Annotated in this window: 16 protein-coding genes and 1 pseudogene; 10 read left to right on the top strand and 7 right to left on the bottom strand. The window is 62.4% G+C overall.

Annotation, left to right across the window (positions count from 1 at the left end; genetic code table 11):
• Window positions 1-30: 30 nt before the first annotated feature.
• Window positions 31-1,416 (top strand): MFS transporter, encoded by a 1,386-nt coding sequence (locus ACIQTS_RS08490; protein WP_402472649.1) that lies wholly within the window; start codon window positions 31-33, stop codon window positions 1,414-1,416.
• A gap of 41 nt (window positions 1,417-1,457) precedes the next feature.
• Here ACIQTS_RS08490 and ACIQTS_RS08495 read toward each other — a convergent pair whose 3' ends face one another.
• Window positions 1,458-2,351, bottom strand: a complete 894-nt coding sequence (locus ACIQTS_RS08495; protein WP_402472652.1) for a LysR substrate-binding domain-containing protein — start codon at window positions 2,349-2,351, stop codon at window positions 1,458-1,460.
• Between the two features lie 99 nt (window positions 2,352-2,450).
• Between ACIQTS_RS08495 and ACIQTS_RS08500 the strand changes: the two genes are divergently transcribed.
• Genes ACIQTS_RS08500 through ACIQTS_RS08515 form a run of 4 tightly spaced genes read left to right on the top strand, consistent with a single transcriptional unit; the run spans window position 2,451 to window position 6,626 of the window.
• Window positions 2,451-3,695, top strand: coding sequence for a cytochrome P450 (locus tag ACIQTS_RS08500; protein WP_402472654.1), 1,245 nt, complete (start codon window positions 2,451-2,453; stop codon window positions 3,693-3,695).
• Window positions 3,696-3,704: 9 nt separating this feature from the next.
• Window positions 3,705-4,025, top strand: coding sequence for a 2Fe-2S iron-sulfur cluster-binding protein (locus ACIQTS_RS08505; RefSeq protein WP_402472656.1), 321 nt, complete (start codon window positions 3,705-3,707; stop codon window positions 4,023-4,025).
• A gap of 2 nt (window positions 4,026-4,027) precedes the next feature.
• Window positions 4,028-5,233 carry an NAD(P)/FAD-dependent oxidoreductase gene (locus ACIQTS_RS08510; RefSeq protein WP_402472658.1) on the top strand — a complete coding sequence of 402 codons (1,206 nt, stop codon included), beginning with the start codon at window positions 4,028-4,030 and terminating at the stop codon, window positions 5,231-5,233.
• A gap of 16 nt (window positions 5,234-5,249) precedes the next feature.
• Window positions 5,250-6,626 carry an MFS transporter gene (locus tag ACIQTS_RS08515; RefSeq protein ID WP_402472661.1) on the top strand — a complete coding sequence of 459 codons (1,377 nt, stop codon included), beginning with the start codon at window positions 5,250-5,252 and terminating at the stop codon, window positions 6,624-6,626.
• A gap of 73 nt (window positions 6,627-6,699) precedes the next feature.
• On the opposite strand, the gene ACIQTS_RS08520 is transcribed toward ACIQTS_RS08515, so the two are convergent.
• Window positions 6,700-7,563, bottom strand: coding sequence for a bifunctional methylenetetrahydrofolate dehydrogenase/methenyltetrahydrofolate cyclohydrolase (locus ACIQTS_RS08520; RefSeq protein WP_402472663.1), 864 nt, complete (start codon window positions 7,561-7,563; stop codon window positions 6,700-6,702).
• 170 nt (window positions 7,564-7,733) lie between these two features.
• Here ACIQTS_RS08520 and ACIQTS_RS08525 point away from each other — a divergent pair, with 170 nt between their 5' ends.
• Window positions 7,734-8,768 carry a flavin-containing monooxygenase gene (locus ACIQTS_RS08525; protein ID WP_402472664.1) on the top strand — a complete coding sequence of 345 codons (1,035 nt, stop codon included), beginning with the start codon at window positions 7,734-7,736 and terminating at the stop codon, window positions 8,766-8,768.
• A gap of 9 nt (window positions 8,769-8,777) precedes the next feature.
• On the opposite strand, the gene ACIQTS_RS08530 is transcribed toward ACIQTS_RS08525, so the two are convergent.
• Window positions 8,778-10,523 carry a hypothetical protein gene (locus tag ACIQTS_RS08530; RefSeq protein WP_402472666.1) on the bottom strand — a complete coding sequence of 582 codons (1,746 nt, stop codon included), beginning with the start codon at window positions 10,521-10,523 and terminating at the stop codon, window positions 8,778-8,780.
• Window positions 10,524-10,849: 326 nt separating this feature from the next.
• On the opposite strand from ACIQTS_RS08530, the gene purU reads away from it, so the two are divergent.
• The 3 genes from purU to ACIQTS_RS08545 are packed head-to-tail and all read left to right on the top strand — an operon-like array spanning window position 10,850 to window position 12,533.
• The gene (purU, locus tag ACIQTS_RS08535) at window positions 10,850-11,692 is read left to right on the top strand and encodes a formyltetrahydrofolate deformylase (protein ID WP_105661680.1); all 843 of its coding nucleotides are present in this window, start codon (window positions 10,850-10,852) and stop codon (window positions 11,690-11,692) included.
• A gap of 37 nt (window positions 11,693-11,729) precedes the next feature.
• Window positions 11,730-12,248 carry a gamma carbonic anhydrase family protein gene (locus tag ACIQTS_RS08540; RefSeq protein ID WP_402472670.1) on the top strand — a complete coding sequence of 173 codons (519 nt, stop codon included), beginning with the start codon at window positions 11,730-11,732 and terminating at the stop codon, window positions 12,246-12,248.
• A gap of 54 nt (window positions 12,249-12,302) precedes the next feature.
• Window positions 12,303-12,533, top strand: coding sequence for a hypothetical protein (locus tag ACIQTS_RS08545; RefSeq protein WP_402472671.1), 231 nt, complete (start codon window positions 12,303-12,305; stop codon window positions 12,531-12,533).
• Between the two features lie 10 nt (window positions 12,534-12,543).
• On the opposite strand, the gene ACIQTS_RS08550 is transcribed toward ACIQTS_RS08545, so the two are convergent.
• Entirely contained in the window at window positions 12,544-14,100 is a 1,557-nt protein-coding gene (locus ACIQTS_RS08550) for a DUF222 domain-containing protein (RefSeq protein ID WP_402472673.1), read from the bottom strand.
• 98 nt (window positions 14,101-14,198) lie between these two features.
• A pseudogene (locus tag ACIQTS_RS08555) lies at window positions 14,199-14,813 on the bottom strand (GyrI-like domain-containing protein); the annotation flags it as partial.
• A gap of 276 nt (window positions 14,814-15,089) precedes the next feature.
• Here ACIQTS_RS08555 and ACIQTS_RS08560 point away from each other — a divergent pair.
• The gene (locus ACIQTS_RS08560; RefSeq protein ID WP_400291519.1) at window positions 15,090-15,257 is read left to right on the top strand and encodes a GlsB/YeaQ/YmgE family stress response membrane protein; all 168 of its coding nucleotides are present in this window, start codon (window positions 15,090-15,092) and stop codon (window positions 15,255-15,257) included.
• A gap of 88 nt (window positions 15,258-15,345) precedes the next feature.
• On the opposite strand, the gene ACIQTS_RS08565 is transcribed toward ACIQTS_RS08560, so the two are convergent.
• Window positions 15,346-15,645 carry a hypothetical protein gene (locus ACIQTS_RS08565; RefSeq protein ID WP_402472676.1) on the bottom strand — a complete coding sequence of 100 codons (300 nt, stop codon included), beginning with the start codon at window positions 15,643-15,645 and terminating at the stop codon, window positions 15,346-15,348.
• A gap of 248 nt (window positions 15,646-15,893) precedes the next feature.
• Complete coding sequence (locus ACIQTS_RS08570; RefSeq protein ID WP_402472678.1) at window positions 15,894-16,442, bottom strand: MarR family winged helix-turn-helix transcriptional regulator; 549 nt, start codon at window positions 16,440-16,442, stop codon at window positions 15,894-15,896.
• Window positions 16,443-16,579: the final 137 nt, after the last annotated feature.

The raw sequence follows: 16,579 nt of genomic DNA on the forward strand, positions 1-16,579 counted from the left end.
CGCCTCGGTACCACTCGCAAGGGAAGCACTATGACACAATCCAAGGCCGCCAAGGCCAACCAGCGCCGCGTAGCTTTCGCGACGGTCATCGGAACCACCGTGGAGTGGTACGACTTCTTCATCTACGCCACCGCAGCAGGCCTGGTCTTCAGCCAGCTGTTCTTCGAACCAGCAGGCCAGGAGATCGCGCTGCTGATCTCCTTCGCCTCGGTCGGCCTGTCCTTCCTCTTCCGCCCGCTGGGCGCATTCCTGGCCGGGCACTTCGGCGACAAGATCGGCCGCCGTGCGATGCTGGTCCTGACCCTGGCGCTGATGGGTGCAGCCACCACGCTGATCGGCGTGCTGCCGACCTACGAGACCGCAGGCATCTGGGCGCCGATCATGCTGCTGCTGCTGCGCATCCTGCAGGGCATCTCCGCTGGCGGCGAATGGGGCGGCGCAGTGCTGATGGCCGTCGAGCACGCCTCCGACGGCCACCGCGGCCGCGCAGGCTCCTACCCGCAGGTGGGCGTGCCGCTGGGCATGCTGCTGGCCTCGGGCACCATGGCGCTGATGACCGGGGTGATCTCCCCCGGCGATGCGTTCCTCGAATGGGGCTGGCGCGTTCCGTTCCTGGTGTCGATTATCCTGATCGCCGTCGGCTACTTCGTGCGCCGCTCGGTGGACGAGTCCCCGGTCTTCGAGGAAATCAGCGAGCACAAGGCTCAGACCGCTGTGCCGATCCTGGTGCTGTTCAAGAAGCACTGGCCACTGGTGCTCATTGCCGCGCTGGTCTTCGCCGGCAACAACGCCGCAGGCTACATGACCACCGGCGGCTTCTTCCAGGCCTACACAACCAACCCTGATGGCCCGGTCGGGCTGGAGCGCACCGACGTGCTGGTCGCTGTGGCCTTCGGCGCCGCCGTGTGGCTGGTCATGACCCTGGTCGCTGGCCTGCTGGCCGACAAGATCGGGCGCAAGCGCACCTACCAGATCGGCTTCATTGTTCTGGCAGCTTCGCTCTTCCCGGTCTTCGCACTGGTCAACTCCGGCTCGCTGGGCCTGCTCTACCTGGCCTTCGGCCTGTTCTCCATCGGACTGGGGCTGACCTACGGCCCGCAGGCGGCACTGTACTCGGAGCTGTTCCCGGCCTCGGTACGCTTCTCCGGCGTCTCGATCTCCTACGCGATCGGCGCGATCGTCGGCGGCGCGTTCGCACCGACCATCGCCCAGGCGCTGGTGCAGGCGACCGGCGGCACCACCGCGGTGGCCATCTACCTGCTGATCGTCGTCGCAATCTCGTTCACCGCGGTCTCGCTGATCCGCGACCGGGCCGGAATCGACCTGTCCTTCCGCAACCAAGCGGAGCAGGAAGTGGGCGCGCTGGTCTTCGACAAGCGCCGCGCTGAAGCAGTGAAGTCCACCCAGGACGCCTAATCTCCATGCAAATGGCCCGTTCCTTTTGGAACGGGCCATTTTTAGTGCAGCGCTACAGCTAATTCATGCATGGCGGCCACCGCACGCGATGGTCGCAGCGCCTCGGGACTCACCAGACATACCCGGACCTTGCTGACCACCGGATGAATGCCGCGCACGGCCAGCTCTTTGCCCTCATAGGAGCGATCTCCCTGCGGACGCTGGATCAGGATCGCGTAACCCATATTGCGCGCAACCATCGAACGGGTGGCTTCAAAATCGGTAGTCCGGTACCGGATCCACGGGGTCAACCCGGCGGCCGCGAAGAGCATATTCGTATGCTCGCGGCTGGGTTGCACATCAAGAAGGATCATCGGCTCGGAAACCAGTTGTGCCAAAGCGATCTTGGGCTGCTGCGCCAACGGATGCGCTGGCGGCAGGACCACGACCGGTTCGGAGATCTGCAGCACGCGCTGCTTGAGCCCATCGGGCATGCCGAAGTCATACACCACCGCCAAATCCAGCTCCCCGGCCTGCAATTTCCGGTGAATCTGCTCTTGGGTGCCGGCGAAGAAATCCACCTGCACCTGCGGGTAGCGCTTGAGGTACTCGTCGAGCAATTCAACTAGGACCGTCGGCGCCAGCGACTGGTAGCACCCAATGCGCACCCGTCCGCGCAGCACCGCCCCGGCCTCGGCGGCCATCGCGTCCAGGTCTTCGGCCAGCTGCAAGAGATTGCGCCCCTCTGTTAGCACATATTCACCAGATGCGGTCAGGCTCACGCCATGCGCTTTGCGACGGACGGTCAGTTGGGTATTGAATGCGCGGTCGAGCTCGTTAAGTGCACCGCTTACAGCCGAAGCCGACAGCATCAGTGCCTGCGCTGCGGCGGCGATGGAACCATATTGCCCCACGGCGCGCAGGCATTCGATTTGGCGCAACGTATATCTCATCATCACCTCACTAAAACCGCGGATGCTCATCGATAATAACCACTTTACCCGAGGTTATGACACGCCTCACACTGAAGTGAGAAGCAACTCCGAGGAGAACGAATGAATACCGTAACCTGCCCCTTCAGCGGGGCCACTGCCACCCCAGCCCCTGCGGCTGCCCCAGCCAGCACCCCCGGCCACCCCGCCCCGGTCGCCGACTGGGTACGCATCGAAGACCTGCACCAGGACCCGTTCCCGATCTACCAGCGCCTACGGGAGGAGGCACCGGTGCACTGGGTTCCGGCGGTCAACCGCTACATGGTGACCTCCTACGCCGCCGCGCATGAGATCGAACAGGATGAGGCGCGTTTCTCCGCAAACGAGCGCAACTCGCTGATGAAACGCTCCATGGGCCACTCGATGCTGCGCAAGGACAACCCGGAACACCAGGTGGACCGCGATGCCTATGGAGCGACCCTGCGTCCGGGCACCATCAAGAAGCACTGGATGGGCATTTTCGAAAAAAACCACGCCACCTGGCTGGCAAACCTGCGGGAGGCGGGTCCCGGCGCCGACTTCGTCTGGGACTATGCGGCTCCCTACACCGCGGAGAACCTACGCCTGATTTGCGGATTCCACAATGCCACCCAGCAGGATATGCAGCGCTGGAGCCAAACCATGATCGATGGCACCGGCAACTATGCCGACGACCCGCAGATCTGGGCCAAGGCAGCGCAGTCCTCGGCCGAGGTGGACGCCGCCATCGACGAAATGATCCCGTACCTCGCCGCCAACCCTGACCACTCGCTGCTCTCCAACCTGGCCACCGTGCCAATCCCGCTAGAAGCGATCCGCGCCAACCTGAAGATGACCATCGGCGGCGGGCTCAATGAACCACGTGACGTGCTGGCCAACACCGTCTGGGCGCTGCTGAACCACCCGGAGCAGCTGGCCGCGGTGCGCAAAGACCCGGCGCTTCACGCCAAGGCCTTCGAGGAGTCGGTGCGCTGGATCGCCCCGATCGGCATGTACCCGAGGGAGACGACCCAGGCGGTGGTGCTCGAGGGGATCGAATTGCCCGCCGGCGCCCGGCTTGGGGTGGTGCTCGGCGCAGCCAATCGCGACCCGCAGATATTCGAGGATCCCGAAAGCTTCAACATCTTCCGCGAGAAGAAGCCGCATTTGGCCTTCGGCGGCGGGGTCCACTTCTGCGCCGGCACCTGGATCGCCCGCGCCCAGGTGGCCCAGGTCGCTCTGCCCGCGGTGATCGACCAGCTGCCGCAGCTGCGTCTTGACCCCGAGCAGGCCAGCACCGATGCCGGCTGGGTTTTCCGCGGCATGACCAAAATGCCAGTACTTTTCTAAGAAGGAATTATGCCTACCATCATCTTTACCCAACCCGACGGCACTGCCACCGAGGTCGAGCTCGCCGAAAGCACCAACGTCATGCGTGCCGCGGTCACCCGGGGCGTCCCGGGGGTAGTCGGCGAATGCGGCGGCCAAGCCATGTGCGCCACCTGCCACGTCTACGTCGACCCGGCCGATGCAGCCCAGCTGCCTGCAATAGCCGACGACGAGGAAGAAATGCTGGACTGCACCACCGCACCGCGCTCCGAATTCAGCCGGCTCGGTTGCCAGATCTCGGTGGGTGCCGGCCAAAGCCTGCACGTGAGCATTCCCAGCGATCAGGTGTGAGCATGGAGCGCATCATCATCATCGGCGCCGGCCACGCCGGAGTCCAGCTGGCCGACTCGCTGCGCGAGCAGCAGTTTGCCGGCGCGATCGACCTCATCGACGACGAAGGCACTTTGCCCTACCAGCGCCCGCCGTTGTCCAAGGACCTGGTCAGCTGCGATGCCGTACTCCCGCTACGCGCGCCCGAGTTTTACGTTCGGCAGGCGATCACGGTGCATTCGATGACCGCCGTCGCGGTAGATACCGCCGCGCGCACCGTGACCCTATCGAACGGGAAGCTGCTGGACTACACGAAATTGGTCTTCGCCACCGGTGCCCGGAACCGCGACCTGCCCTGCCCAGGCGCTGAATTGGACGCGGTGTACCCCTTGCGCACCCTTGCCGATGCCAAAGCCGTGCGGGAAAAGCTGAAGAACGCGCAGCGTGCGGTAGTCATCGGTGCCGGCTTCATCGGGATGGAGTTCGCGGCGGTGGCAGCCGCACAAGGCATCGGTGTCAGCGTATTGTCTACCGGCCCCCGCCCGTTGAACCGGGCGTTAAGTTCCACCACCGCCGATTGGCTGGCGGCCGAGCATCGTGCCCACGGCGTCGACGTGCACAACGAAGAGGGCGTGGCGCGGATCGAGAACGTCGCCGGAGCACTCCAAGTCCACTCGACGCGGGGTCGAATACTCGATGCAGACTTGGTGCTTTATGGCATCGGGGTGCTCCCGAACACCGAGCTGGCGGCCGGCGCTGGCCTGCGCATCCAGGATGGCATCGTCGTGGATGCCACCTTGCAGACCAGCCACGCCGGGGTCTACGCTCTGGGCGACTGCGCCAACTACCCGTCCACAACGGGCAGGTGCCGACTGGAATCCGTGCAGAACGCCACCGACCAGGCCCGCACCTTAGCCCGCACACTCACCGATATACCCACCGAATACGGGCAGGTTCCCTGGTTTTGGAGCACGCAGAACAAGATCAAGGTCCAGATCGCCGGGCTCGGGGCACCGCAGGACACCCAGCTGGTGCTTGGAGAGCCGAGCACCGGGAAATTCTCCCTCGCCCTGTTGCGCGAGGGTCTGCTGGTCGCCGTCGAATCCGTCAACCGGCCCGCCGATCATCAGGCGGCACGCAAACTATTGGCCTCCGGCATGCCGATCACGGCAGAAATGCTCGAGCGCAACACGCTCAAGGAACTTCTCACCCTGGCTCCTGCCAGATAACCGCAAGGATCTGATTATGAGCTCCGCTCCTAGCACCAACCAACGCCGAGTGGCCATGGCCACGATCATCGGCACCACCATCGAATGGTATGACTTTTTCATCTACGCCACGGCCGCCGGGCTGGTCTTCGCGCACCTGTTCTTCGAACCTGCAGGCGAGCAGATCGGGCTGTTGCTAGCCTTCGCATCGGTGGGCATATCCTTCCTATTCCGCCCGCTTGGCGCATTTCTCGCCGGGCATTTCGGCGACAAGATTGGCCGGCGCGCCATGTTGGTGCTCACGCTCACCCTCATGGGGGCATCCACCACCTTGATCGGTTTACTGCCCAACTTTGAAACCGCTGGAATTCTGGCACCGATCCTGCTGCTAGTCCTTCGCATCCTGCAAGGCATCTCCGCGGGTGGCGAATGGGGCGGTGCCGTGCTGATGGCGGTGGAGCACGCCCCAGCTGACCGTCGAGCGCGCGCAGGTTCGTATCCGCAGCTGGGTGTGCCACTGGGCATGTTGCTCGCTTCGGCGGTCACCGCGCTGATGACCGGCGTCATCTCCCCCGGTGAAGCCTTCGTGGCCTGGGGCTGGCGCGTGCCGTTCCTGCTCTCGGTGCTACTCGTGGTTGTCGGCTTCTTCATCCGTCGTGCCGTGGATGAATCCCCGATTTTCCAGGAAATCGCAGACAAGAAGGCCCAAACCAAGGTGCCGGTACTGCTGCTGTTCAAGAAGCACTGGGCATTGGTGCTCATCGCGGCGCTGATCTTCGCGGGAAACAACGCCGCTGGATATATGACTACCGGCGGATTCCTACAGGCCTACATGACTAATCCTGAAGGACCGGTTGGGTTCAGCCGCACCGAGGTACTGTTGGCGGTCTCCTTCGGTGCCGTCATGTGGTTCCTCTTCACCCTGCTCTCGGGGATCATGGCCGATAAGATCGGCCGTAAACGCACGTACCAGATTGGCTTCACCAGCCAGCTGCTGTGCATCTTCCCGTTGTTCTGGATGGTGAACTCCGCCAGCCTACCGATGCTGTACCTTGGCTTTGCGTTGTTCGCAGTAGGTTTGGGTCTGTCCTACGGTCCGCAGGCGGCGCTGTACTCCGAGCTGTTCCCAGCCTCGGTGCGATTCTCCGGCGTCTCGATCTCCTACGCGCTCGGTGCAATTCTTGGCGGTGCTTTCGCCCCGATGATTGCCACCGCGCTGGTGCAGGCCACCGGGTCAACGGACGCAGTAGCGCTCTATCTGATCGGCATCACGGCGGTTTCGCTGATTGCCGTCAGCCTGGTGCGGGATCGAGCCGGGATTAACCTGTCCATCACCAATCAGGCCGAGCAGGAAGTCGGGGCATTGGTCTTCGACCGACGCGTTCCTCTCGAGGATAGGCAGCCGGTCGCCTAGACCCCTTGCGCAATCGCCAGCACATAGGCCAAGGGCCGGTTCCGCATGGAACCGGCCCTTGGGAGCTTTCGCGTTAGCGGGCGTTGCGCTCGGCGGCCTCGACCACGTTGTTCAGCAGCATCGCGCGGGTCATCGGACCCACGCCGCCCGGGTTAGGCGAGATCCACGACGCGACCTCGGCGGCAGCCGGATCAACGTCGCCGGTGACCTTGCCATCCACGCGGGAAACGCCCACGTCCAGCACGATCGCGCCTTCCTTGATGGCGTCGGCCTTGATGACGTGCGGCACGCCAGCGGCGGCGATGATGACATCGGCCTGGGCGAGTAGTTCAGGAAGATTGGTGGTGCCGGTGTGGGCAAGGGTGACGGTCGCGTTCACGTCGCGGCGGGTCAGCAGCAGTCCTACCGGGCGGCCGATGGTCACGCCGCGGCCCAGGACCAGCACGTGCTTGCCGTTCAGGTCGATATCGTGGCGGGCCAGCAGTTCCACGCAGCCCAGCGGGGTGCATGGCAGCGGGGAGGCCATCGGGCGGTTGACGTTGGCGACCAGGCGGCCCAAGTTCATCGGGTGCAGGCCGTCGGCATCCTTGGCAGGATCCATGGCTTCGAGGATGACATCCGTATCGATGTGCTTGGGCAGCGGCAGCTGCACGATATAGCCGGTGCAGTCCGGGTTCTCGTTCAGCTCGCGCACCTTGGCCAGCAGCTCGTCCTGGGTGGTTTCCTCGGGCAAATCCACGCGGATCGACTCGATGCCCACTTCGGCGCAGTCCTTGTGCTTGCCGCCGACATACCAGGCCGAGCCCGGGTCGTTGCCAACCAGGATGGTGCCCAGTCCGGTGGTGTGCCCGGCAGCCTTGAGCTTGGCAACGCGTTCGGCCAGTTCCTGCTTGATGGCGGCCGCGGTGGCCTTGCCGTCGAGAATGCGTGCGCTCACGCTGTTCCTTCCGTAGGTGCCCTGTTCCCAAGGCGGGTGGTGTGCAAACCCAGGCGCGCGGCTCGCACGATTAGCTCCCTGGTGGTTACCCACCTAACGCCAGTCACGCGTTCCAGTGTAGCGAAAATGGCTGCGGGAATGACTTTGAAGTGCGCAGGGTTACCTTAAGCGTGTACTCGACAATCGTGATCGGCGCAGGGCAAGCCGGGCTTGCCGCCGCCTACCATCTGGCCAAGCGCGGCATCGACTTCCTGGTGCTCGACGCAAACCCTGCACCCGGCGGGGCCTGGCAGCACCGCTGGGATACCCTCACGCTGGGCGACGCGCATCATATCCACCCCTTGCCCGATTTCCCGCTCGAGGTGCAGGATTCCACCCGGCCGGCCTCGCAAGTGGTGTCCGAATACTATGCGGAATACGAACAGCGCTTCGCGTTGCCGGTACGCCACGGCGCACCGGTGACCTCGGTCGAAAACGACGGAGAAAACTTCGTGGTGCACGCCGATGCGGATTACCGGTCGCGCACCATCATCAACGCCACCGGAACCTGGAGCAATCCGTTCTGGCCGGTCTACCCCGGGCACTTCGACGGTCCGCAGGTGCACACGAATGGCTTCGTCTCCCCGCAGCGATTCGCCGGGCAGCGCGTTTTGGTGGTCGGGGCCGGCGCCAGTGCCACCCAGTTCATCGTGCAGTTGCGCGCTGCCGGCGTGGATACCCTGTGGTCCACGCGCAGCGCACCGGACTGGCGCGAGGTTCCCACCGGAGCCGAATGGGGCCAGCAAGTGGAGCGCCAGGTCAACGAGCGCACCAGTGCGGGACTGCCGCCGAAGTCGGTGGTGGGCACCACCGGGTTGCTGCTCACCGAGAAGATGCGTGCCGGGATCGCCTCCGGGGCGCTGGTTTCGCGGGGGAAGATCGACCATCTGGAATCCGACGCCGTCGTCTTCTCCGACGGGTCAGGCGAAAAGATCGATGCGATCCTGTGGGCAACCGGCTTCCGGCATGCCCACCGGCATTTGCGCGATCTGAAACTGCACACGGCTCAAGGCGGCATCCTGATGGAGGATGGGGTGGCCGCCGTGGCGGTGCCCGGGCTGTTCTTCGTCGGCTATGGCGCGTCGGCCTCGACTTTGGGTGCTACCCGGGCCGGGAGGAAGGCGGCGCTGGCAGCCAGCAAGTTCCTGTCCGCTATTGCGGTATAGCGTGCCCAGTTACTTCTTACTCACCTTGGTTACCACAGTGGTGTAGCCGGGTTTCGAGACCGTCACCCACACGCCCAAGGTCTTCCGGGCATCGGCTTTGACGACCTTGTAGTTCGGCTTGGTGGCCTTGGGGATGATCTTTCCGGAGCGCGTCCATTGGTAGGAGATCTTCACGTTTTTAGTGTTGTAGCTGCCTGCCGTGGCTTTCAAGGTCTTGCCGGTGGATTTCTTGCCGGTGATCACCGGCTTCTTCAAGACCTTGAGCTTGGCGGCTGCGATCTTCCCGGTCGCAGTGCTGGTCACGGTCTTGGTGGTGTAGTTGGTCTTGGCATAGGCCACCGAAACCGAGATCCGCTGGTTCAGATCTGCCGGTTTGAGCGTGTAGTTCTTTGCCGTGGCGCCCTTGATCTTCTGGCCGCTGCGCAGCCACTGGTACTTAGTGGACTGAGCGGCTGGAGCCGCTGTAGCGGCCTTGGCGGTGAGCTTCGAACCGACTTTTGCGGTTCCGGAGACCTGAGGCTTGGCAACCGTGATCGTACCCTTGACGACCTTGACTGCCGAGCTGGCCGGCAGCCATACCGATTCTCCGTCCGCCGCGTGCAGAGTTGCCCGCACGGCGATCTTGCGGTTGGCATAGGACTGAGGTGGGGTATAGGTTTTCGCGGTAGCCCGCGGAATCTCGAAACCGTCGACTAGCCACTGATAATGGCGTGTGAACTCCGGCAAGTATGCGGCGTCGAGGGAAGCGGTGAGCTTCTGTCCCACGATCTTGCTGCCGCTGATCGTCGGCTTGGCGATCGAGGCGACTGTCGCGGCAATCGGCGCTCCGTACTTCATCGTCCCCTGCGCCGAGGGGACCCATACTTCGCCGTTTTGACGAACTGCTTTCGTCTCATAGTTCAGCGCGATGACTTTCTTGGAGTCTTCGCGCACCAGCTGGTAGCTCTCTCCCACGGCACCGGGAATCGGTGCCCCGTTGCGGGTCCACTGCAGGGCCGTGTATGGGTAATTGGTTGTCGGTGCCAGCAGGGCATCTCCCACGACCGCCGCGTCATGGCCCGCCAGCGACGGGTTCCTGTTCAGTGAAATTCGGCCGAGCTGGGCAGTATCGCGCACGCCAATGTGCCAGCTGGCTGCGTAGCTGACAGACTTCAGATTCTCCTGTCCCGGGATCACCGCCTCGAAGTCGGTGAGTTCAGCCGCCACACCCGCGAATCCAGCTTTGTTCGCGGTGAATCCGGTGGGGCTGATCTGGCCCAGGATTCGTTCGCGGGTGTATTCCCACGGCTTGAGCACACTGCCATCCACCGTGATCACCGGTTCAATTTCCGTGCTGGCACCGATCTTCAGTTCGATGAGCGGCTTGGTGTAGCTGGCCAGATCCAGTACTTCGAGATCAGACAGATCCTTGGCCCAGCGATAATCCGTCGAACTCGTGGCGAGCACTTCAAGTTCCTTCAGGTCAGACAACTGTCCCAGCCCAGCCAGCTGCACCTGCTGCCCCTTGGGGAATGTCAATGACAGTGACTCCAGCACTGGCAGCTTGGCTAGTTCCGCGATGATTTCCTGTGGAGCCTTATTGATCCGCACCGATTGCAACTGGGGGTTGGCGGCCAGGACTTCCAGCCCACCGAGCGCCTGCTCCTTCTGGGTGTCGACGCCGATCCACTGGATATCGCGCGTCATCGGCAGTTCCTGCAACGATGCCACGTTCTTGCAGGACAAACCCACGACGACACTAGCGGTCTCATCCATGTACTCGAAGCAGTCTGCAGGGCTGATAGCACCGTGGGCTGGGGGCACGAGCCCGGCGAATACCAAGGCGGTGGCGCCTATAACCGAAGTAAAACGATGCAGCAGCCTCATGTGTTTCCCCAAGCGTGAAAATGCCAAATTTATAGACATCATGTCATAGCGCGGCCAGGTATTGATCATCAGTTCGCACGGTGTTTTTTGAAGACGCATAAAGCACCTCGGCTGAGTGCGGAAACCTGCTGATGATCCAGTAGCTTCGACGCCTAACTGTGTAACTCCACCGAGACGAATGTGCATGCAGCGCGCCAGCCGGTTAATCTCAATGCATGAACAATTTCATCGTCACCCTATCTTGCATCGACCGTCCCGGCATCGTCCATGCCATTTCCGGGGGTCTTCTGGGTGCCGGTTGCAATATCACCGAGTCCCAGCAGTTCCTCTCGCCCGAAACCGGCACCTTCTTCATGCGCATCGAGGTAGCCACCGAGCAGTCCCTGGAACAGATCCGCGCGGGGCTCGCGCCCATCCGCGACGATTTCCACATGTCCCTCCGTGTGGACGATGGCGCCAAGCGCACCCGCACAATGATCATGTGTTCCAAGGCCGGGCATGCGCTCAACGACCTGCTGTTCGCCCAGCGTGCTGGCACCTTGCCCATCGATGTGCCGGTGATCGTCTCCAACCACCTGGATCTGAAGCCGATGGCCGATTTCTACGGGGTGGACTTCGTGCACCTGCCGGTGACCAAGGAGAACAAGTCCCAGGCCGAGGCTGAGCTGCTCAAGCTCGCCGAGGACTACGGCATCGAACTGGTGGTGCTTGCCCGCTACATGCAGATCCTTTCGGATTCGCTCTGCGAGCGCATGGAAGGCCGGGTCATCAACATCCACCACTCCTTCCTGCCCTCATTCAAGGGCGCCAAGCCGTACCACCAGGCCTATGCCCGCGGCGTGAAGCTGATCGGTGCCACCGCGCACTACGTCACCGCGGACCTCGATGAAGGTCCGATCATCGACCAGGAAGTCACCCACGTCTCGCACACCCGCACCGCCGAGCAGCTCGTTGAGCTGGGCCGCAGCGTGGAGGGCCGGACGCTGACCCGCGCTGTGCAGTGGCATGCTGAGCATCGCGTGATGCTCGACGGCCAGCGCACCATCGTCTTCTCGTGACTCGCCCCGTGCGCCTGAGCCAATTAGAGTAGGTGGCATGAGCCACATGATTACTATTGACGGGTCGACTCCACAGGTCGGCGAGAACGTTTTTGTCGCACCCACCGCAGTGTTGAGCGGGGATGTCGTCCTCGCGGATCGCTCCAGCGCCTTCTATGGCGTCTCCGTGCGCGGCGATTCGGCGCCGATTCGTGTGGGTGAAGGCACCAATTTGCAGGACAACGTCGTGCTTCACGCCGATGAAGGTTTTCCTTGCACCCTGGGTGCGGGCATCTCGGTGGGCCACTCGGCTGTGGTGCATGGCGCCACCGTAGGTGACGGCTGCCTTGTGGGCATGAGCGCGACCATCATGAATGGCGCGGTGATTGGCGAGCAGTCGCTGGTTGCTGCAGGTGCACTGGTGTTGGAAGGCACGCAGGTTCCGCCGCGTTCACTGGTTGCCGGAGTTCCTGCCAAGGTCCGCCGCGAACTGAGCGATGAAGAAGTCGCCGGGTTGAAGACCAACGCTGATCACTATCTCGTGCTGGCAGCCAAGCATCTGGAAGCCAACGCCTAGAGTTTGCAAGCTCCTGGAAGCGCACTGCTTCCAGGACCTTGCGCCTTAAGCATTGTGCGTGTTGCTCATGGCTCGGCGATTTCGACGTCCAGCAACCCCGCACGCCACCGCGCAGTGCTCTCCTCCGCCAACGCCTCAGCCTCCAACCCTTCGGCCGGAGTCATGAAATACGTATTGACCCGCAATTTCTGCTCCGGATCCAACTCCGGCGGCAACAGCACCATCGGCCGGCTCCCAGGAATCTTCACCGCCTGGAACAACCCGCAATGCCTGGCCGTATGGTGAATCAAGCAATTCAACACCGCAGACTTGATATCAGTGCGCCCGCCCTTCTCCCACGGATCCAAATGATCCGCCTCGCACCGCTGCGCCGGCATGCTGCACCCAGGATACGAACACCCCGATAAACCGCCCGCAAAGCACGGACTTGCGCCTTGGAGAACAGTCGTTGGGTCCGCCCCAGATCCAAGGGCAGGCTCTTGCCATTGAGCACCACCGGCAAAATCCCCGCAGTGCACAGCGCTGTCCTGGCCTCGCCCGGGGACAGCAGGATCCCCGAGGACGTCACCGCGAAATCCTCCATTTTCTGTTGCAGCTTCTCCCAATCCAAAATGATGCTCACCTGAGCACCGGCAAGCCCAGCCTGCTGGCCCGGTGGTCTGCCGTTCGGTTTTCGTTCGCTCATCAGCAAAGCCATGAAACCAACGAGCCGCCGCCGCTCAGGTTTCAAATCCTCCCATTCACCGCTTGCCAGCTCCGGTTCGGAACTATCACCTTCTTGTTGATGACCATCATCTTCTGGTTGGTGATCCTCGTCTTCCCCTTCTGGCCGATGACCGTCCCCTTGGGAACGGGGATCCTCTGCGTCTGGATTGAGTCCTTCTCCCGGCGGGTCATCCTCGATGCCCTCGACGTCCTCGTCATCGGGTCTGCCTTTCGCCCAATCCGGTTTGCTGTCCTCATCATCCCAGCCACTAGTTTCCTCACCGGTGAACTGGGCATCCACGCCTTTCAACCCCTGCCGGTTCCCGGCAACGGTGGAAGGATTATCCAGATTCGCGAAATACGCCTCGATATATGCGGATTGCGAAGGGAGAACACGGATGAGGTATTCGACAACCCCTTTGCGCATACCGCGCTTGAAGATCCCAATACCATCCAGCAGTGCTTTGAGCGGGCGCTTGCCGGCCTTCACCTGCGCGACCAGGTCGTTGATGTGCTTGCGCGCCGATTTCGGCTCCGACCGCAGGAACGCCGCGGACTCGGCCTGCAGCTGCTGCTTCTTCGCTTCAGCGGCTTTCCCTTCGCCCAGGTCCTTGCGCACCGAATGCAGCTTCATCGCCGCCGAGGCGACCAGCCGCGGATCAATGTTCGAGTCCTGGAACTGTGCAGCGAGCTCGGGCAGCCATGGCTCCGTTGGTTCTCCTGCTTCGTCCACGCCACTGAGCAGGCAGTCGGCCTGCACCAACCGGGCGGCCGCGGTGCTGCGCGGGATATCCAGCCAGCCGGTCATCAGCCCTTTGGCGTCCTTGAAATGCGTGCGCCCGGTGGTGGTGCGCCCCTTCGCCTCTTCGATCTCCTCGATGGTGGGGTCGGGCTCGAGGTCGGTGATGGCCTGGAGGGATTCCTGGTCCAGCTTGTGCGCGCCGGTGCTCCGCAGTGCGGCAGCCGCGTGGACCTGGGTGCGGGTGAGTTCTTGGGTCATGTCTTCGGTGAGCAGCGCGAGATAGGCGGCCTGGCCTGCGGTGAGATCCGCGTGGGTCAGGCGCCGGGTCGCTGAAGCGGCCAACGCTTTGGCGTTGGCCAGGTCCTTCAGTGCTTGCGCGATGTCTGTGCTCATGGGAACCAGCATGCGCCGCAGATAAGGATCTGCGGGGCATGACTGTGCGGACTGTGGGCAAACCTTGGTTATCGACATCCGTTGGAACTCATAGGACGCCGTTCGCGCTCCTAGAGTCCGCGTTCCACCTGTAGCCACAACTCGCAGGTAGCGGTGCTGAAATCTTCGGCTCGTTCCAGCACCGCCACCATGGACGGGCCCTCGCGTAGCACCCACGGATTCGATGGGAACCACTGCTTTGCGGTGGAAGCCCAGACCTCCTGCAAAGCCGCTGGATACGGACCGGAGGTACGGAACACCGCCCATGTACCGGCAGGCACCGTGATGGCATACAAGTCTTCCGGCACCGATCCGTCCAGCACCCCGACACCGTGCAGGTAAGTCAGCTCGGATCTTTCCGTATAATCGGTCTCTAGATTGGAGGCGATCTGGAGCAAGTCGGCAGGTTCGGTGTTGCCCAATTCATTGAGCCTGTCATGCTCGCTGATCGGAAGCGAAGCAATATGCGCCTGGATCTTCGGGTTGGCTCCTTCATGGACCAACGGCACACGGGCTGGGTGGCCCACCAGTTTGAATTCCGGGCGTTCAACAATTCGGGCATCCGTGGCGACGATCCCCTCGACGGTCAGGCTGAACCTGAGTATTGTTTGGCTTCGAAGGGGTCCACCTGGACAGCGGGCTTCGCCCGGGCTGGCATCATGCGGCGCACGTTGCACACGGTGGTACCCGAGCCCTCCAGCAATTGGCCAAAATCTATTTCCGCATCAAGCTCCTGTTCGATCTGATCCATGAGCCGATTCAGAATTCCGATCATGTTCCCACCCTTCGCCATCAACTATCCCGAGGGGAGGCATCGTAGCGCCCGACTTTCGCGGTTCGCTCCGATCAGCTAGTCCGATGACGCCAGCTTGCGACAGTAGCCAATACGGGCGCATCGCTGCAAGAACTACTGTGCACCGTTTCCTGCCTTTCCTCGCCAGTCGGCTCCCGCAAGACAAAGTATCCCGGTTCTAGGCGACGTCGGCGCTGTTGCCGGTGGCTGGATCTGCTCAGCCGTCTTCGGTGAAGGAGTGGATCAGTTCTGGTCCTTATCCAGTTGGTTTCTGGCCATCAGCGGTTCGTTGATCGTACTGGTCATTTGGGGAGTGCTCACGCGCAAGCATGCCTAACTGCACCTGCAGAGCAACGGTCCACCACGGAATCGCGGTGGACCGCTGCTCTGCGAGGAAGCGCATCTGGCATGCCTGCGCCGGATGTTCATTGACGAGAATCAGACTCGAAGTCCCGATCCCGAGCCGAATCGACCCCGGGGCCAGCGTCCGCTCCTTTGGCGGAAGACTCGCCCTGTTCGAGCTCGTCAGTACTGTGCTCGTGAATCGTCTCGCGCAGACCCTCGACCTCCTTGGCTCGCCGCTCCCAGTATTCCGGCTCCAAACCGAAGCCATTGGCCGCCTCTTCGGCCATCCTCTTGAAACCATCTCGATGGTCCTCCAGAGCGTTATTCAGATCTTCGAACTCGTCATGGCTGACACTGACGTCAAGGTGCTTTCGTCGCATTTGCATCATCCTAACTTGTTAGACAGGCTAAATAATTTTGATGCTCCCACCCTACGGCCCCGGGTTATCCATGGCAGTAGCCATAAGCCTTTCCCCAGAAACCCGGAAATGGGCTCTTTCGCACATCTGGCACTCACCCGACAAATGCCCTAGCCGACCAGCCAGGGTCGCCCCCGCGGCAAGACTAGCAGTCAAGCCGTCAGCCAGGTCACGCGCCGTGGGCGAATCACATGCCCTGCGCCTTGCGCCTACCGCGAAGGCAGGGCACTCTCCCTCACCGCGCCCTTCCCCGCGGATGGCCGGCTTGACTCGTCATCGCTCTCGACACTGCGGATCATAGCCTCCAGGAACTTGGCTGCCGCAACCCGCTCGTCCTCGGAGAGCGTGCCTACGGCATCCATCATCTGCTCATGCATCCGATGCAGTGTTCCACGAACTTCCGTATCGCTGTAATCCGTGGGCACAATTCCCACAGACCGCCGATCCGCAGGATGCACGACACGCTCGGCATACCCATCGCGGCATAACCGGTCGATCAATACCGACACCGAAGCATTGGAGATCCCCAGTTCCTCAGCAAAATCCCGCTGGCGGGGAGTCACCCCTTTGCGGTGCGCGGCGAGCAGGAATCGCAGCGCGGACATATCGGTCTCGTTCATCCCCATCGAACCGCGGGTCGCAGCTCGCATCCTGTGCTCCGCCTCACGGTACTTGCGCATCAGATTCAGCAAATCCACTGCCTCGGGCACCGAACCGCCCTCGCGGTACCAGTACCCGCTGGCTTGATAGCTGCTCATGAGAAGAACTCCTTCCGCCGGATACGAACGCCATGCCCGCAACCCCGGGGGGCTTCCAATGCCCCTTTTCCGCGAGGTCCAGCTTGCCTAACATCGAAAAATTCATGTAACCTAGCTAATAGTTAGCCTGTCTAAAG

Origin of the sequence: Glutamicibacter sp. NPDC090743 (genome assembly GCF_044769125.1) — a bacterium.
In the GTDB taxonomy this organism is placed as follows: domain Bacteria; phylum Actinomycetota; class Actinomycetes; order Actinomycetales; family Micrococcaceae; genus Glutamicibacter.

What these genes read in the sequence shown, in the direction of transcription:
- ACIQTS_RS08490 (WP_402472649.1), top strand. Translation starts at nt 31, where the DNA reads ATGACACAATCCAAGGCCGCCAAGGCCAACCAGCGCCGCGTAGCTTTC.
- ACIQTS_RS08495 (WP_402472652.1), bottom strand. Translation starts at nt 2,351, where the DNA reads ATGATGAGATATACGTTGCGCCAAATCGAATGCCTGCGCGCCGTGGGG.
- ACIQTS_RS08500 (WP_402472654.1), top strand. Translation starts at nt 2,451, where the DNA reads ATGAATACCGTAACCTGCCCCTTCAGCGGGGCCACTGCCACCCCAGCC.
- ACIQTS_RS08505 (WP_402472656.1), top strand. Translation starts at nt 3,705, where the DNA reads ATGCCTACCATCATCTTTACCCAACCCGACGGCACTGCCACCGAGGTC.
- ACIQTS_RS08510 (WP_402472658.1), top strand. Translation starts at nt 4,028, where the DNA reads ATGGAGCGCATCATCATCATCGGCGCCGGCCACGCCGGAGTCCAGCTG.
- ACIQTS_RS08515 (WP_402472661.1), top strand. Translation starts at nt 5,250, where the DNA reads ATGAGCTCCGCTCCTAGCACCAACCAACGCCGAGTGGCCATGGCCACG.
- ACIQTS_RS08530 (WP_402472666.1), bottom strand. Translation starts at nt 10,523, where the DNA reads ATGGATGAGACCGCTAGTGTCGTCGTGGGTTTGTCCTGCAAGAACGTG.
- purU (WP_105661680.1), top strand. Translation starts at nt 10,850, where the DNA reads ATGAACAATTTCATCGTCACCCTATCTTGCATCGACCGTCCCGGCATC.
- ACIQTS_RS08540 (WP_402472670.1), top strand. Translation starts at nt 11,730, where the DNA reads ATGAGCCACATGATTACTATTGACGGGTCGACTCCACAGGTCGGCGAG.
- ACIQTS_RS08550 (WP_402472673.1), bottom strand. Translation starts at nt 14,100, where the DNA reads ATGCTGGTTCCCATGAGCACAGACATCGCGCAAGCACTGAAGGACCTG.
- ACIQTS_RS08565 (WP_402472676.1), bottom strand. Translation starts at nt 15,645, where the DNA reads ATGCGACGAAAGCACCTTGACGTCAGTGTCAGCCATGACGAGTTCGAA.
- ACIQTS_RS08570 (WP_402472678.1), bottom strand. Translation starts at nt 16,442, where the DNA reads ATGAGCAGCTATCAAGCCAGCGGGTACTGGTACCGCGAGGGCGGTTCG.